Origin of the sequence: Polaromonas sp. (assembly GCF_012927485.1) — a bacterium.
Classification (GTDB): domain Bacteria; phylum Pseudomonadota; class Gammaproteobacteria; order Burkholderiales; family Burkholderiaceae_C; genus Polaromonas.
On record NZ_JABBPC010000003.1, the window covers coordinates 39,197 to 54,999 of the forward strand.

Consider the following 15,803-nt stretch of genomic DNA (forward strand, 5'->3'; position numbering starts at 1 on the left):
TACTGTGGATATACTGCACTGTACAACAAAGCTCAGAGGCGTCCGATGGCGTGGGGTCCCACGCTGATTTCACCGTCCAGCAGGGAGACAACATGGCCCGTAATTACTCGACCAAAGACTTTTTTCGGCACATGCCCAACGTGCTGCTGGCCCGCTACTTTGCGGGGCGCGCGGTGTTTGGCGAGTTCGACTTTGCCGCCATGTCCGAGACCCGGCACGACGGGTTGTTTGCTGCCTGGCTGGCCTTGCCCGAAGCCCAACGCAACACGATGGATGCCGAGTTTCACGACATCTTTGAGATGAGTTGCGAGAAGGGCTGCCACGCTATTCTGGACGAAGCCAAATGGCACCTAGGCCAAGACGCAGACCCCAACGCTGCCAATGGCTTCGCTGAAATGCTGGCCGCGCTGACCAGCCACTACGCGCGCGCCATGGTCACGTATCTGGACCACAACACGTTTTGGCGTGGTGCCCGGCACTTTTATCATGCAGACACCGTGTCGCACTGGCGCAAGCGCAAGAACCTGCCACACAACGCGGCATCAGTGGTCACCTCCAGCATCCTGGCGCTGGCCAACCGCATCCGCACCCACTTTCACCAAACCGAGGGCCGGGGCAACAACTGCGTGGTGGAGCCTTTTCGCCGGGGCGACCTCGATTACTTCTTTGCCTACCCGGAAGACTATTCACAACAAAGCCACGAGTGGGTCAACGGACAGTTTGACATTCGCCCGCACAACCCGGCGTTTGAGGTGATCTTTGTCTACTCGCAGTCTGAAGGCTCGCTGGACCTGAACTATCGGGGCTCCTACAAAGCCATAGAGCCGCTGCAAGCCATGTTTGCCGAAACCATTCTGCAATTGCCCGAACTGCCGCCCGACCCCAAAGACTCGCGGGTGTATGACCTGGGGCCACTGCGGCAGCGTAATTTTGAATTCACCTACGACCTGGGCAGCGGCATTGAGAGCGTTGTCGTCAAAAAGCTGCGCCTGTCGTCACGCGCAACCCGAGGCGAACGTATCTCGCTGGAAGCCGACACCAGCCAAGACCCGCAGGCTGTGTACGCCTTGCTGGATCGCATCCAAACCGCCATGCCCATGGCCCAGTACAGCGTCACCCAAGTGGACCTGGCCGTGTCCATGATCGTCGAGGCCGACCGGCCACCCAAGACGGTCAACATCCACATCACCTACCCCAACTCCTGCTCGCTCAAGTACGACGAGCTGGGCTTGAAACTGCGCGACATGCTCAGTGCCTCGGGCATTGAACCGCGCGAACCGACCGAATTGGCTACACCTGCCGCCGCTACGGCCCATACCCCCACACCTGCACTTGCACTGGTGGAATGACACCCCAAGCCGCCTTGATCGAGTTGCTGGCCCGCGTCGGCGTGCGCAACGGTGCGGCAGTCACGGTCAACACGGAGGAGTTGAACCAGTGGCCCACAGCGGCAGTATCCGCGTTGAAGTCACAAGGTCTGCTCCTGAAAGCGCGCCCTGTCAAAAGCGTTGTGTGCCCTGGCTGCGAACAGGAATGCAGCATGCCCGTACACACCCCGCCAAGCGCCAACGCACCCGCCGCATCCTTCGTGGTGTGTGACAAGCGCAGCGACACCAATCGCGTGCCGATCCCCGCTGCACGGTTGGCCCTATGGCGCTGTGATGCCCAAGCGGTGTGCGAATTTGTTGCCGCCAATCTCGGCCTGCAACGAACCACTGTGCAGCCGTCCGAAGACCGTTTGCTGCCCATTGGCATGGCGCGAGGGAACAAGCGCACCCAGATGCTCTGCCTGCGCGTACAGGACGACTTGGCGCTGGTAGTTGGCACGGATGGCATGCCGCTGGCGGATGTCGTCGGCTTCGAGGATGCCAGCTTCACGCTGGATCAGGCAGTGATTCGCCAAATGGTGGACGCAGCCACCACCACCGACCCGCGCCACACACCCAGCACCGCCAAGCGCGAGGCGCGCAAGATAGACACGCAAGCCATGTACGCGAGTTGGCAAAAGGCATACCGCGCTCTGCTCAAGAAGAGTCCGGGTAAATCGGACGTTTGGTATTCGCAGCAGATCGCCAAGACTGCCGTTGCGCAAGGTCGCGACGCCAGCACCATCAAAAAGAACATGATTTCTTGAAATAGTTGGGCGGAAAGTTTTCGCCCAACTTTTACGCCTGATAACGCGCCCTTTCGCGCTGTTCTGTTCCAGGCCGCGCATCCCTCTTTCCCTCTGAAACGCCACTCACAGCACGCCGCCGCGTGGGCCTTTTATCGCCCAAAACGCCCAAACAAACTTGCGTCTGAGTTCATTCCATACCCGTCAAAGAGGACCCAACATGACGACCACCATCCTGCGTATCCCAGCCGCCAAAACCCAATCCGGCTACTCCCGCTCCACCATTTACCTGCGCATTGCGCAAGGTTTGTGGACCAAACCCGTCAGCCTGGGGCCGCGCGCCGTCGGCTGGCCCTCCAACGAAATTGAAGCGCTGAATGCTGCGCGCATTTCCGGCAAGACCGATACCCAAATCCGCGAATTGGTCGAGACGCTGCACACCAAGCGCAAAGACCTGATGGCAGCTTGGGGGCTGTAGCCATGAAAACCACTCTTCACGCCATCACCTATTGGTTGATCCAGTCCGCGCCTTATGCCGTTGCCATCCTTTTGGGTGTTGGGTTGAAAGGCTGCGTATGAACGACCTGACCGACCAATTCAGGCTGGCCATTGCGGCGGCGGGACTGACACCGCCGACTGAAATCAATGACGACGGCGTCATCCACCGTTTCAGCACCAGCGGCAAACCCACCCACAAAAACGGCTGGTACATGCTGCACACCGACGGCATCGCCGCAGGGGCGTTTGGCGACTGGCGCGAGGGCTTTACGCAAAACTGGTGCAGCAAGGCGGACACGTCCATGACCGAAGTGGAACGGGTTGCCCACCGTGAGCGCGTCAAGGCCATGCAGCGCCAGCGTGAAGACGACCTGGCACAGCGCCAGCAATTGGCAGCGACGGACGCACTCAAGCGCTGGACGGCAGCAACACCTTGCGCCCAGCACGACTACCTGACCCGCAAAGGCATTCAGCCCCATGGCGCAAAGATCGAGGGTGACAAGCTGTTGATCCCGATGCGTGACACGGCGGGCACGGTCCACAGCTTGCAAACAATAGCGCCAGACGGCACCAAGATGTTTATGTCGGGCGGCAGGGTCAAAGGCTGTTACTTCGGTATCGGCAAACCCAAGGGCGCCCTGATCGTGTGCGAAGGCTTCGCCACCGGCGCAAGTATTCACGAATGCGCGGGCCATGCCGTCGCGGTCGCCTTCAATGCGGGCAATCTTGAGGCGGTCGCTGTGGCACTGCGCGGCAAGTACCCGGCTCTCAAAATCATCATTGCCGCTGACGACGATCACCAGACCCCCGGCAACCCCGGCATGGCCAAAGCCACTGCAGCGGCGCAAGCAACGGGTGCCACGCTGGCCGTGCCGGTGTTTAAGGCGACAACATCATGAACGACATGACCGACTTCAATGACCTGCACCTATTGGCGGGGCCAGACGCGGTAAAGGAATGCATTGATATCGCTATTAATTCAGTAGCTGCTTGCGCAAGTGATACGGGGGCTACAGGCCAATTAGGCATATGGCCGGAGCCGAAGGAGATTAAAACCGATCTTCCTCTTGCGCCAGCCTTTGACGCCAAAACATTGCTGCCCCCAACGCTGGCCGACTTTGTGTTGGACGAAGCCGACCGCATGCCGTGTTCGCCGGACTACATCGCGGCGGCGCTGATCGTCTGCCTGGGCTCGGTCATTGGTGCGCGCTGCGGCATCAAGCCCAAACGCCGGGACGACTGGATCGTCACCCCGAATTTGTTTGGCGGCATCGTGGGCGACCCATCTTCCAAGAAGTCACCCGCCCTGGGCACGGTGACGCGCTTTCTGGACCGCCTAGAGGCCAAAGAAGCTGAAAAGCTGGAGGATGCCAAGAAGATATTCGCCGCCGAAACCGCAGCCTTTGAGGCGCACCAGTCCGCCGTGAAGGCCAGCATGAAGAAGGCCGCAGTCGGCAAAGGCGATCACCTCAAAATGAACGCCGCCATTGCGGACTTGCAAGACCTGCAAGCCCCGGAAGAACCCAAAGAGCGGCGTTTCAAATCCAACGACTCGACGGTGGAAAAGCTGGGCGACCTGCTGGTGCACAACCCACAGGGCATGCTGGTCTATCGGGACGAGTTGATCGGCCTGCTGGCCTCTTGGGAGAAAGAGGGCAAAGAAGGCGACAAGGCTTTTTATCTGGAGGGCTGGAACGGCACCGCCAGCTTCAACATTGACCGCATTGGGCGCGGCAGCTTGCACATCAAAAACCTGTGCATCTCGGTGTTCGGCGGCATCCAGCCTGAACTGCTGGAACGCTACCTCGCCGGTATCACCACCTCACTGGACAACGATGGCCGCATCCAGCGGTTTCAGGTGATGGTGTACCCCAACGCAGTGCCCTGGGAATGGCGCGACCGCTATCCGGTCAAGGGCGCACGCGAGGCGGTGCGTGATCTGTTCGACCGGCTGGCCGTGTTTGACCCCGTGCAGGACGGCGCAGCACCGAATGACGACTTTGTGAAGCTGCCCCACTTCTGCTTTGACGATGCGGCACAGGACATCTTTGTGGAGTGGTGCACCGAGCTGCATACGGTGCATATCGCCAATGAGCAAAACCCACTAATGCAGCAGCACTTTGGAAAGTTTGAAAAACTGTTCTGCTCCATCGCGCTGATCCTGCACTTGGCAGAGGGCTCTATTAGCCCGGTAACGGCCAACAGCGCATTGCGCGCAGCCGCCTGGTGCGACTACCTGAGCGGCCATGCACGGCGCATCTATGGCCTGGTGGAGGCCGCCAAAGTGACCACCGCCCGCATGGTCAGTCGCCGACTGGCCGAGGGCAAGTTAGACGACGGCTTCACCGTGCGTGACATGATGCGCAAGCAGTGGTCTGGTGTCACCACCACCATGCAGGCAGAAACCGCCTTGGCCATCCTGGAAGGAAACGGCCATGTGCAGAGTCAGGACGGTATCAACCCCCTGGGTCGCCCGACTGTCCGCTATTACATCAACCCGCAAATCAAGAAGGTGGCGAAATGATCACCTGGGCGGAACGGGCAAAAGCCGCAATTGCACAAACGGGCCTGAGCGGTACTGCCAAAACTGACGAAACCGTGGCTATGAGACTTTTGGCAGTTTCGGCAGTACCTACCGAGGCCGTTTCTGCAACGCATGAGCGGCTTTCGTCAGTTTTGGCAGTGCCCTCCCCCGCCGTATTGGAAAAACACGATTCATCCATTGCGGTGACCAAAGACCCCGACCGCTGGTGCTGGCCGCAATCGTCGGCCATGAATGGGGCGGAGATTGACACCTTCACGGCGCGCCTGCACCAGTTCACCGACAAGGGCTTGGCCCGTAACGACGGTGAATCACTGGCCGACAAGCTGGTGCTGCGGGATCGTGAATCAGACGACCGGCGCGTTTGCCTGGAGTGCCAGCACTTTGCCGGGCATGGGCCTGGGTCATGGCGCTGTTGCAACTGGCAGACCGCTGGTGTTGCTCTTCGCTCGCGTGATGCGCAACTGCCTGCCGTTCTGGTGGTGCAACTCCAGCGCTGTGACGGATTCACTGCGCACCCAACATCCACACTGCAAGGAACCGAAGATGAACACGACCGCCACTGACAAAACTGACGAAATAGCCGCCCAGAACACCCAGCCCTACGAAGTGGTGCGCTTCAACGCCCTCAAGCACGGCATCCTCAGCCGTTACACCGTGCTCAGCCACGAAAGCCATGCCGACTATGAAAGCCTGGTTAATTCGCTAATGGACGAGCACTTGCCAGCGGGTGCGACCGAGCAGCATTTGATTGAAGAGCTGGCCAGCGTGATCTGGCGCAAGCGCCGTGTGCTGCAAGCCGAGGGTGCCACCATCAATAAGGGATTGAAGGAATCCGCGCGCAGTGCCAAGACCGTCATCCCGGCAGCAGCACCGTTTGAAATGGGGTTGTCGGGCGAAGGCACCGACATCCGCGACCTGATGGATTTGAAACCCGAAGACGTGACCGAAAGCCAGCGCGCTGCCCGCCATGACCTCGACGCCACCAACAAGGCCAGCGCCATACTGCGCAAAGGCGGCGACCGCGCTTATGACAAGGCCCTGCGTGCCCTGTTACCCGATTCACGGGACTGGTGGGAGAGCTACGTCGAGGAAGAGGAATACACCGCCGATGTTGAGGGCTTGACCAGCTTCATCACAGAGCACCTGTCTCCCGTGTGCCACCAACAGGAAAAAGAATCCCGCCACCACGATGCCATCGTAAATCAAACCATTGGCGAAGGGCTGCAAGCCTACAAGCTGGAGAAGCTTTCCCGCTACGAAACCCACCTGGACCGCAAGTTTGAGCGCACTTTGGCCATGCTGATCAAGCTCAAAGACCTCAGAAGCAGCCGCACAGGGTAAAAACATGCGTACCTTTCGGCAACACGCAAAACACCCAGAACCCAGCAGACATGCGGGTTGCCGCCCGATTTATGGGTTTTCAGGCCACAACGCTCGCTCAACTTGCCAATTGATTTCGGCAAAAAACCGGAGAATAGAAATGGGCGGACGGGGAAGTGGACGGCAATGCAGCTACGGCGGCAAACCAGAGACCAGCGACTCCATGCCGCTGGACATCCGCAAGATCACCCGCAAGGGCTTGCTGGTGACGGGCAATCGCTTTAGCTGGCAATGGCTGGTGAATGACCGTCAGGTGGCAGGCATCAGCGTCCGGGTGGATTTGCAAAGCATGGTGCTGTCCTACTGTATGAAGAGTACCGGCGAAGTCGTCGAGCAACAGGTGCAGACGCAAACCTCCCCCTGCCACTTGGGCGGGCAGCGCTACTGGTTTACCTGCCCACGGTGCAGAAAGCGGGTGGCGGTGCTCTACGCGCCGGGCCGGTACTTCGCCTGCCGCCAGTGTGGCGGGCTGGGCTACGCCACACAGAAAGAAGGCGCAGGCGACCGGGCATCGACTAAAGCCGACAAGCTGCGCAAACGCTTGGGCTGGCAGGCAGGCATTTTGAATGGCGGCGGCGGTAAACCCAAAGGCATGCATTTGAAGACCTACCAGCGACTCAAAAGCAATCACGATGCGCTGGTGCAAGTCAGCTTGCATGACATTGGCCGCAAGCTGGGTTTCCTGCACAAGTTGCTGGAGGAGTAAATCTGTTTCGCAAAATGGTCGCTGTCTGCGGCCATCCCGATGACTGACCAAGCCCCTGCGCAGCACAGCCATATGCCAAATAGGCCGTTAGCTCTCGTAGAGCGTGCGCAAGCGGCTATGAAGCAAATGGATACGGTGTGCGTTTAATACGACTGCGCCATCCCCAGCTTTGCCCGCAGTTGGGACAACGGTTGGGACAATGGATGATTCTGGAGCCACAAAGAAGAAAGGACTTAGCCCCTTTCGAAGCTAAGTCCTTGATTCATATGGTCGGTGTGAAAGGATTCGAACCTTCGACCCCTTGCACCCCATGCAAGTGCGCTACCAGGCTGCGCCACACACCGAAAACACCGGAATTATAACTCGGAGGAAAGCGCGTCTTAGTATGCGGGGCTAAGCAAGTCGCGAATTTCGAATAATTCGCGACGCACTAGTTGAAGCCGCTGGTGCGCGACACTTCCCATAGACAAATCAGGTCTGTCGGACTCACTGTCTTCAGAGTCCACGGAATCCTCAAAATCATCGGGCACCAAATCACCAGCCTCAAACACATCCACACCATCAAGTATGACGGCACTGTTGCGCCGCTTATCACGGTCGGTCTGAACAATCTCCTGCAATCTGTTGCGGGCACCGCTGATTGTGAAGCCCTGGTCGTACAGCAGATCACGGATGCTGCGAATCATCAACACTTCATGGTGTTGATAATAGCGGCGATTGCCGCGTCTCTTCATCGGGCGAAGCTGGGTAAACTCTTGCTCCCAATAACGGAGCACGTGAGGCTTAACGCCGCACAAATCGCTGACCTCACCAATGGTGAAGTAGCGTTTTGCGGGGATGAGAGGAAGAGGATTCTCCAATTAAATCAATACGCTGATAAGAAAAATCTTAAATTTACCCCAAGTCGAACCTTCGTGCAAAGGGTTGCAATGGTTTTTTGGAAAACGTTGCTTCGTCACACAACAGACGTCTGCAGCAGACGGCGTCTCTCATAACCCGATTGCCTATAACCAACCCAAAGACGCCTACTCAGTGTACACAGCAGAGTTTTCACCTTGTATGTGGTCTTTTAGTTTATGACTGGCATGAAAAGTTACCACCCTGCGCGCCTCGATCGGGATGGATTCCCCCGTTCGCGGGTTGCGGCCGGGTCGCGGCGCCTTGGTACGAATCTGGAAGTTGCCAAAACCGGAAATTTTTACATCCTTACCATCTACCAAACGGTCTGAGATAAGGTCAAAAAACGCGTCAATCATATCTTTCGATTCGCGTTTATTAAGTCCTATCTGCTCAAATAGCAGCTCTGCCAAATGTGCTTTGGTAAGCGCCGGGGTTTCCAGGCTTTCAACAGAAAATTCCACTGGGACGTTCCTCCTGCCGACTATTGTTTTTGTTGAGACCTCAGGCACGTAGCCGCGCTCGCAGTTGACTTTGCAGATTTGCAAGCACCGCCCGGACGGTCGTCTCAATATCTTCGTCGGTCAGTGTAGCGGTGTCGCTCGAAAGAACCAAACGAACGGCAAGACTTTTTTCTCCCGGTTGCAGGCCCCCTGCGTCTTGCTGCGGACGGTAGACGTCGAACAGTGTTGCGCCCTTTAATAGGCCTTTGGTTTTGGCGCCGTAAATTGCTGCCTTGAGCGCTGCATGCGTGACGTCCTCGGGCACAATCACAGCAATATCCCGCTCCACGGGCTGTAGCTTGCTAACTATATTGAATACCGGCACATGCCGCTGCAACACGGCATCGAGCTCCAGCTCAAACAGCAGAGGCGCTTGCGCCAAGTCGTAGCTTTGCCGCCATTGCGGATGCAGTTCACCGACGAATCCAATCTGATTGCCCCCAACCGATACGCTGGCGCAACGGCCAGGATGCATGGCCGGGTGCTCTGCGGGCGCAAAAACAGCCTGCAACGGGGCCAGCAAAGCTTCGACGTCGCCTTTGATGTCAAAAAAGTCCACTCCCTTGTCCGGTCGGCTCCATTGCAACGCCTCACGCGGACCGTAGGCGAGACCCGCCACGCGCATCGGCTGATTGAACCCCGCCACTGATGTGTCGGTGTTCTGGCTTTGTGCATCGCGCAGGTATACGCGACCCAGTTCAAACACATCCACGCGCGGTGCCTTGCGGTCCAGGTTGAACTTGAGCACCTGAAGCAGGGAACCAAGCAGAGAGGAACGCATCACGCTCATTTGGCTCGAAATGGGGTTCAGAAGCTTGATCGGATTCAGGTTGCCCGCCAACTCGGCTTCCCATCGTTCCTCGACAAAGCTGAAGTTGATGGTTTCCTGATAACCCAACGAGGCCAGCGCGCGACGCACTGCAAAAGGGCTTCTCTCTGATTCGGAGGGTATTCTCGCTGTGATTGGCGCAAGGGGTGGCGTTTCGGGTAGGCAGTTGTAGCCCACCATACGCACCACCTCTTCGATGAGGTCCTCTTCGATTTGCAGATCGAAGCGATAGCTGGGCGGTGTCACCGTTAACGTACCCTCTCCTTCTGCCACCTGTAATCCCAGACGATTGAGCGCGTCAAGGCACTGCGCCTTCGTGAGCGACATGCCAATCACCTTGGACGCACGCGCTACCCGCAAAGTCACCGGCGTCGCCTTAGGCAGGTTGACCTTCACATCATCGATAGGGCCACACACCGTCTCTGTCGTTCCACAGATATCGATGATCAGTTGGGTAATGTGTTCGATGTGCTCGACAGTTTGACCCGGGTCCACACCGCGCTCAAAGCGGTGCCCTGCTTCGGTTGAAAAATTGTAGCGCCGTGAACGGCCGGCAATGGCCTTGGGCCACCAGAATGCCGCTTCAACATAGACGTTTTTCGTGTCATCCGATACCGCCGTAGCATCGCCACCCATAATGCCCGCTAGCGATTCGACTTCGACCTCATCAGCAATCACGCCGACCTTCTCATCAACCGTCACGGTGCTGCCATTGAGAAGCTTCAGCGTCTCACCCGGCTTTCCCCATCGAACGTCTAGCCCGCCGTGGATTTTGTCAAGATCAAAGATATGCGAAGGACGACCCAGCTCGAACATGACGTAGTTGGAAATATCCACCAGCGCCGTCACGCTGCGCTGTCCGCAACGCGCAAGGCGGTCTACCATCCAGGGCGGCGTGGCGGCTTTGGTGTTGACGTTGCGCACAATGCGACCAGAGAAACGGCCGCACAGATCGGGCGCGCTGATCTTGACCGGCAACTTGTTAGGGTCGCTCACCGTGACAGCAGGAAAAATGGGCGTTTTTAAAGGTGCTCCAGTCAGGGCAGCGACTTCACGGGCGACGCCATAAACGCTGAGGCAATGCGCCAGATTAGGGGTGAGCTTAAGGGTAAACAGCGTGTCGTCCAGTTGAAGGTGCTCGCGAATATTCTGGCCCAGCGGCGCATTTGCCGTCAGTTCCAGCAAACCGCCATGATCCTGCGACAGCTTAAGCTCGCGCGCCGAGCAGAGCATGCCCTGGCTTTCCACGCCACGCAACTTGCCCATCTTGATCAGGAAAGGTTTTCCATCTTCCCCGGCAGGCAACTCCGCACCCACCAAGGCGCAGGGCACCTTGATCCCCACACGGGCATTGGGCGCACCGCATACGATAGTGAGCAAGCCACCCGCTTGACCGACATCCACCTGGCACACGCGCAGCCGATCGGCGTTGGGATGTTGCACCGCCTCTTTTATTTCCCCCACAACAACGTTTGTGAAAGGCGGTGCCACGGATTTGAGTTCATCCACTTCAAGGCCGGCCATGGTGAGGGTCTCGGCGAGCTGCTTGGTAGAGGCCGGAGGATTGCAAAATTCTCGCAACCAAGATTCTGGAAATTGCATAGCGTGGCCTTGTTCTTTTTCTTGTTATGACTGGAATTGGGACAGAAATCGAATATCACCGTCAAAGAACAGGCGCAGGTCGTTCACGCCGTAGCGCAGCATGGTCATCCGGTCTGGCCCCATGCCAAAGGCGAACCCGATGTATTTTTCGGGATCAAGTCCCATGTTGCGCACCACGTTGGGATGCACTTGGCCCGAGCCAGCCACTTCGAGCCAGCGTCCCGCCAGCGGCCCGGTAGGGAACTGAATATCAATCTCAGCACTTGGCTCAGTGAACGGGAAGAAGCTGGGACGAAAGCGCAGCACCAGATCCTCACTTTCAAAAAAGGTACGGCAAAAATCGGTGAACACGAACTTCAAATCCTTGAAGCTCACGTTCTCGCCAATCCACAAGCCTTCACACTGGTGGAACATCGGAGAATGGGTTGCATCGCTGTCCACGCGGTAGGTGCGACCCGGGGCGATGACGCGAATCTCAGGCATCCTGCCGCCTGAATCAATGACCGCACGATGCTTCTTGACATGCTGAACCGCATATCGGATCTGCATCGGGCTGGTGTGGGTGCGCAGCAAATTAGGCGCGGCCGCGCTACCCCCTTCAACATAAAACGTGTCGTGCATGGAACGAGCCGGATGGTCTTCAGGCGTGTTGAGCGCTGTAAAGTTGAACCAGTCGGTTTCTATCTCGGGTCCCTGCGCCACGTCAAAACCCATGGAACCGAAAATGGCTTCAATTCGCTCCAGCGTGAGTGACACTGGATGCAGCCCCCCCTGCGTGCGCTGACGCCCCGGAAGAGTGACGTCAAGTGCTTCGGCTTTGAGTTGTTTTTCAAGGTCCGCATGGGCCAACGCTTGGCGGCGCTCATTCAGCGCAGCTTCGATGGCCTGCTTAGCAAGGTTGATAGCCGCGCCACGGGATTTTTTCTCCGCCACTGAAAGTATTGACATCCCTTTCATCAACTCGGTAACGCGCCCTGATTTTCCCAGAAACTGCGCTTTGGCATTTTCCAGATCAGCGGGCGTCGTGGCCTGCGCAAAACTGGCTTTAGCCGAACTCACCAGTTCGTCTAGGGCATCGAGTTCGTTCATAAATTCTCTCGTACAGGATCCGGAAACAGCGAAGATGTTTTCAACCGCGCGGCCATCATGCCTGTGCCACGGAAAAAAGTCGAAAAAAAAGCCAGAGCTTCTTCAAGCTCCAGCCCTTTATTTTCAAGCACAAGATACTATTATTTAAATAGCAACTTGTTCTGAAAATCAGGTTGCCAGCTTGGCTTTCACCTGATCAACGATGGCGCCGAAAGCAGCGCTGTCATGAATAGCCATATCGGACAAAACCTTGCGGTCAATCTCGATGCCTGATTTCTTTAAGCCATTGGCGAATTGGCTATAGGTCAGGCCAAATGAACGGCTTGCAGCATTGATACGGGCAATCCACAAGCGGCGGAAGACACGTTTCTTGGTCCGACGGTCACGGTAGGCATATTGCCCAGCCTTCATCACCGCTTCTTTGGCAATACGGAAGACGTTACCGCGGCGACCGCGGAAGCCTTTTGCAAGGGCTAAAACTTTTTTGTGGCGGGCGCGAGCCGTTACACCACGTTTGACGCGAGGCATGTATGTACTCCTTGTTCGTCGTTAATTAAATGCCACGGCCTGGCAACATCTGTGCCATGTGACCCATATTGGTCTCATGAACGGATACCGAGCCACGCAAGTGGCGTTTATTTTTGGTGGTCTTCTTAGTCAGAATGTGACGTTTGAAGGCTTGACCGCGCTTAACGGTGCCACCCGGACGAACGCGAAAACGCTTTTTAGCGCCGCTCTTGGTCTTCATTTTGGGCATGTAATGCTCCTTTTCATTTGTGCTCGTGAGGCGCTGCGAAACTTCCGCAGACTTGATAGCCCCGAGCCACTTGTCAGCGGCGAGCTTTGCGGCTCACCACCTTGTCGCAACGAGTTTTATCCCGCTACTTTTGGGAAGTCGGCACATCGACCGACTTCACAGGAATGCTGCTAAGCACCCCTTTTTATTACTTGCTAGCGATTAAACCAGCAAGCCTATATTTTAAACTGCCGCCTTCACGCCGCAGCGGCTGGTGCCAATACGGTTTCCGCGGCTGACTTGGAGCCGACTTTCTTACGGCCCGGAGCAATCATCATGACCATCTGCCTCCCTTCAAGCTTGGGAAACTGTTCGACCAATATCAAATCCGCCAACTCATCACGAATACGTGCCAGCAAGGCCAAGCCCAGTTCTTGATGAGTGATTTCGCGACCACGGAAGCGCAGGGTGATCTTGCACTTGTCGCCGTCTTCCAAAAATCGCTTGATATTGCGCAATTTGATGTTGTAGTCCCCGTCGTCGGTACCAGGTCGGAACTTGATTTCCTTGACCTCGATTACCTTCTGCTTGGACTTCGCTTCCGCCGCTTTCTTCTGCTCAGCGTACTTGAACTTGCCGTAGTCCATAAGTCGGCACACCGGCGGAACCGCCGTTGGCGAGATTTCTACAAGGTCCACATCCGCTTCGCCAGCCAGACGTAGCGCCTCCATGATGCTGACAACGCCCAAAGGCTCGTTGTCGGGCCCTGATAGTCGTACTTCAGGGGCCATGATTTCACGGTTCAAGCGGTGCTTGCGTTCTTCGCGGTGACGGCGGTCACGAAATTCAGTAGCGATGGTGCTAATCCTTTAATATTTGCTATACAAGCTATAGCGACTTGTGCCCGAATCGCATCGAAAAAAAGCAAAATTCATGAATGAATTTATCAAAAATCAGGCTTTTTTTGCAATGTCAGACGCTATTTGCTGGGCAAATGCTTCTAGTGACATCACTCCAAGGTCTTTGTTACCCCGGGCACGCACCGAAACTGCGCCAGCAGCCTTCTCCTTGTCGCCAACGACAAGGATGTAAGGTGGCTTTTGCAGCGAGTGCTCACGTATTTTATACGTAATTTTCTCATTGCGCAGATCCAACTTGACCCTAAGCCCTTGATTCTGCAGCGTTTTAGCAACTTCGCGAGCGTAATCTGCCTGGGAATCAGTGATATTGAGCACTGAAACTTGCTCAGGAGCGAGCCAAGTCGGCAATGCGCCCGCGTGTTCCTCGATCAAAATACCGATAAATCGCTCCAAGCTGCCCACAATCGCGCGGTGCAGCATCACGGGCCGATGGCGGGCGCCATCTTCGCCTACATATTCGGCGTCTAGGCGCTCGGGCATGTTGCTATCAATCTGTATGGTGCCGCACTGCCATTGGCGACCAAGTGCATCTTTAAGCGAGTATTCGATCTTGGGCGCGTAGAAAGCGCCTTCACCAGCGGCTATCTCGAACTCGCAGCCAGAACGACGCAAGCTTTCCATCAGCGCCTGCTCCGTCTTGTCCCAGTACTCATCGCTGCCGATGCGCTGCGCGGGCCGCGTGGCAACCTTGTAGATGATTTGAGTAAAACCGAAGTCTTTGTAAACTTTTTGCAGCAAAGTCGTGAAGGCGGCACATTCTTCGAGAATCTGATCTTCAGTACAAAAAATGTGCCCATCGTCCTGAGTGAAACCACGCACCCGCATGATGCCGTGCAAGCCACCTGACGGTTCGTTGCGATGACAGTTGCCGAATTCGCCGTATCGCAGTGGCAAGTCACGATAGCTCTTGATGCCTTGATTGAAGATCAGAATATGGCCGGGGCAGTTCATCGGCTTGAGCGCGTACTCGCGTTTTTCACTTTCGGTCGTGAACATGTTCTCGCGGTATTTATCCCAATGTCCCGTTTTTTCCCAAAGCGTCTTGTCGAGGATCTGCGGTGCTTTCACCTCCTGGTAGCCGTTGTCCTGGTACACCTTGCGCATATATTGCTCAACGCCCTGCCAGAGCGTCCAGCCTTTGGGATGCCAGAATACGAGGCCAGGCGCATGGTCGTCAATGTGGAACAGGTCCAGTTCCTTACCGAGCTTGCGGTGGTCGCGCTTTTCCGCCTCCTCCAGCATCGTCAGGTAGTGCTGCAACTCATCTTTTGTGGCCCACGCAGTCCCGTAGATGCGCTGAAGCATCTCGTTGCGATGGTCGCCGCGCCAGTAAGCGCCGGCCACCTTCATAAGCTTGAAGAATTTCAATTTGCCGGTGCTAGGCACGTGGGGGCCGCGGCACAAATCTTCAAAGGCACCCTCACGATACAGGGAGACCTCTTCATTAGCGGGAATACTGGCAATGATCTCAGCCTTGTAATGCTCGCCAATCCCTTTGAAATAGGCCACCGCCTCGTCGCGCGGCAACACCCGGCGCGTTACCGGCTCGTCCTTGGCGGCAAGTTCGGTCATCCGTTTTTCAATCGCGGCCACGTCTTCCGGGGTGAACGGTCGCGTGTAAGCAAAATCGTAAAAAAAGCCATTTTCAATCACTGGGCCGATAGTGACCTGCGCTTCGGGAAACAACTCCTTGACGGCATATGCCAGCAAGTGGGCCGTTGAATGGCGAATCACGTCCAGACCATCGGCATCTTTGGCCGTGATGATCGACAAAGGGCTGTCCGCCTCGATCAAATAGCTTGTGTCGACCACCTTGCCGTCAATCTTGCCCGCCAGGGCCGCCTTGGCCAGCCCCGCACCAATCGACGCGGCTACCTCGGCCACCGTCACAGGGTCGGCGAAATCGCGTTTGGAGCCGTCGGGAAGCGTAACTTGAATCATGATGAAAACCAGAATGATGGGGAGCAAAACAAAAAGCGCGGAAC

17 protein-coding genes and 1 tRNA gene are annotated in these 15,803 nt (G+C 56.7%); 8 read left to right on the forward strand and 10 right to left on the reverse strand.

Translation table 11 applies throughout. From position 1 onward, the window contains the following. Positions 1-92: 92 nt before the first annotated feature. From HHJ16_RS00310 to HHJ16_RS00345, 8 genes are all read left to right on the forward strand, one after another. A complete protein-coding gene (locus HHJ16_RS00310) occupies positions 93-1,349 on the forward strand; it encodes a hypothetical protein (RefSeq protein WP_293639733.1) in 1,257 nt (418 codons plus the stop codon). Beyond that, entirely contained in the window at positions 1,346-2,134 is a 789-nt protein-coding gene (locus HHJ16_RS00315) for a hypothetical protein (RefSeq protein WP_293639735.1), read from the forward strand. The genes HHJ16_RS00310 and HHJ16_RS00315 overlap by 4 nt, the downstream gene beginning before the upstream one ends. Before the next feature lie 199 nt (positions 2,135-2,333). Then, a complete protein-coding gene (locus HHJ16_RS00320; protein ID WP_293639737.1) occupies positions 2,334-2,591 on the forward strand; it encodes an AlpA family phage regulatory protein in 258 nt (85 codons plus the stop codon). Between the two features lie 97 nt (positions 2,592-2,688). Beyond that, positions 2,689-3,510, forward strand: a complete 822-nt coding sequence (locus tag HHJ16_RS00325; RefSeq protein ID WP_293639739.1) for a toprim domain-containing protein — start codon at positions 2,689-2,691, stop codon at positions 3,508-3,510. After that, positions 3,507-5,135: a YfjI family protein gene (locus tag HHJ16_RS00330; protein WP_293639741.1), complete on the forward strand. Its 1,629-nt coding sequence runs from the start codon at positions 3,507-3,509 to the stop codon at positions 5,133-5,135. The genes HHJ16_RS00325 and HHJ16_RS00330 overlap by 4 nt, the downstream gene beginning before the upstream one ends. Next, complete coding sequence (locus HHJ16_RS00335) at positions 5,132-5,719, forward strand: hypothetical protein (RefSeq protein ID WP_293639743.1); 588 nt, start codon at positions 5,132-5,134, stop codon at positions 5,717-5,719. The genes HHJ16_RS00330 and HHJ16_RS00335 overlap by 4 nt, the downstream gene beginning before the upstream one ends. Next, positions 5,700-6,497 carry a hypothetical protein gene (locus tag HHJ16_RS00340; RefSeq protein ID WP_293639744.1) on the forward strand — a complete coding sequence of 266 codons (798 nt, stop codon included), beginning with the start codon at positions 5,700-5,702 and terminating at the stop codon, positions 6,495-6,497. Before HHJ16_RS00335 ends, HHJ16_RS00340 begins: the two co-directional genes overlap by 20 nt. A 139-nt stretch (positions 6,498-6,636) precedes the next feature. Further along, complete coding sequence (locus HHJ16_RS00345) at positions 6,637-7,242, forward strand: hypothetical protein (RefSeq protein WP_293639745.1); 606 nt, start codon at positions 6,637-6,639, stop codon at positions 7,240-7,242. Positions 7,243-7,509: 267 nt separating this feature from the next. Here HHJ16_RS00345 and HHJ16_RS00350 read toward each other — a convergent pair. The 10 genes from HHJ16_RS00350 to thrS form a co-directional block, all read right to left on the reverse strand. After that, positions 7,510-7,586, reverse strand: a tRNA-Pro gene (locus HHJ16_RS00350). 36 nt (positions 7,587-7,622) lie between these two features. After that, on the reverse strand, positions 7,623-8,102 hold the full coding sequence (locus tag HHJ16_RS00355) for a MerR family transcriptional regulator (RefSeq protein WP_293639747.1): 480 nt from the start codon (positions 8,100-8,102) through the stop codon (positions 7,623-7,625). Between the two features lie 165 nt (positions 8,103-8,267). Next, positions 8,268-8,603 carry an integration host factor subunit alpha gene (locus HHJ16_RS00360; RefSeq protein ID WP_293639749.1) on the reverse strand — a complete coding sequence of 112 codons (336 nt, stop codon included), beginning with the start codon at positions 8,601-8,603 and terminating at the stop codon, positions 8,268-8,270. Positions 8,604-8,643: 40 nt separating this feature from the next. Further along, complete coding sequence (gene pheT / locus HHJ16_RS00365; protein WP_293639750.1) at positions 8,644-11,073, reverse strand: phenylalanine--tRNA ligase subunit beta; 2,430 nt, start codon at positions 11,071-11,073, stop codon at positions 8,644-8,646. 24 nt (positions 11,074-11,097) lie between these two features. Further along, positions 11,098-12,162 carry a phenylalanine--tRNA ligase subunit alpha gene (pheS, locus tag HHJ16_RS00370; protein ID WP_293639751.1) on the reverse strand — a complete coding sequence of 355 codons (1,065 nt, stop codon included), beginning with the start codon at positions 12,160-12,162 and terminating at the stop codon, positions 11,098-11,100. Beyond that, complete coding sequence (locus tag HHJ16_RS00375; RefSeq protein ID WP_293639752.1) at positions 12,159-12,293, reverse strand: hypothetical protein; 135 nt, start codon at positions 12,291-12,293, stop codon at positions 12,159-12,161. The genes pheS and HHJ16_RS00375 overlap by 4 nt, the downstream gene beginning before the upstream one ends. A gap of 37 nt (positions 12,294-12,330) precedes the next feature. Further along, entirely contained in the window at positions 12,331-12,690 is a 360-nt protein-coding gene (gene rplT / locus HHJ16_RS00380; RefSeq protein WP_293639753.1) for a 50S ribosomal protein L20, read from the reverse strand. 25 nt (positions 12,691-12,715) lie between these two features. Continuing rightward, complete coding sequence (gene rpmI / locus HHJ16_RS00385) at positions 12,716-12,919, reverse strand: 50S ribosomal protein L35 (protein ID WP_293639755.1); 204 nt, start codon at positions 12,917-12,919, stop codon at positions 12,716-12,718. 236 nt (positions 12,920-13,155) lie between these two features. Further along, positions 13,156-13,764: a translation initiation factor IF-3 gene (infC, locus tag HHJ16_RS00390; protein WP_293639835.1), complete on the reverse strand. Its 609-nt coding sequence runs from the start codon at positions 13,762-13,764 to the stop codon at positions 13,156-13,158. 87 nt (positions 13,765-13,851) lie between these two features. Beyond that, positions 13,852-15,759, reverse strand: a complete 1,908-nt coding sequence (gene thrS, locus HHJ16_RS00395) for a threonine--tRNA ligase (protein WP_293639757.1) — start codon at positions 15,757-15,759, stop codon at positions 13,852-13,854. Positions 15,760-15,803: the final 44 nt, after the last annotated feature.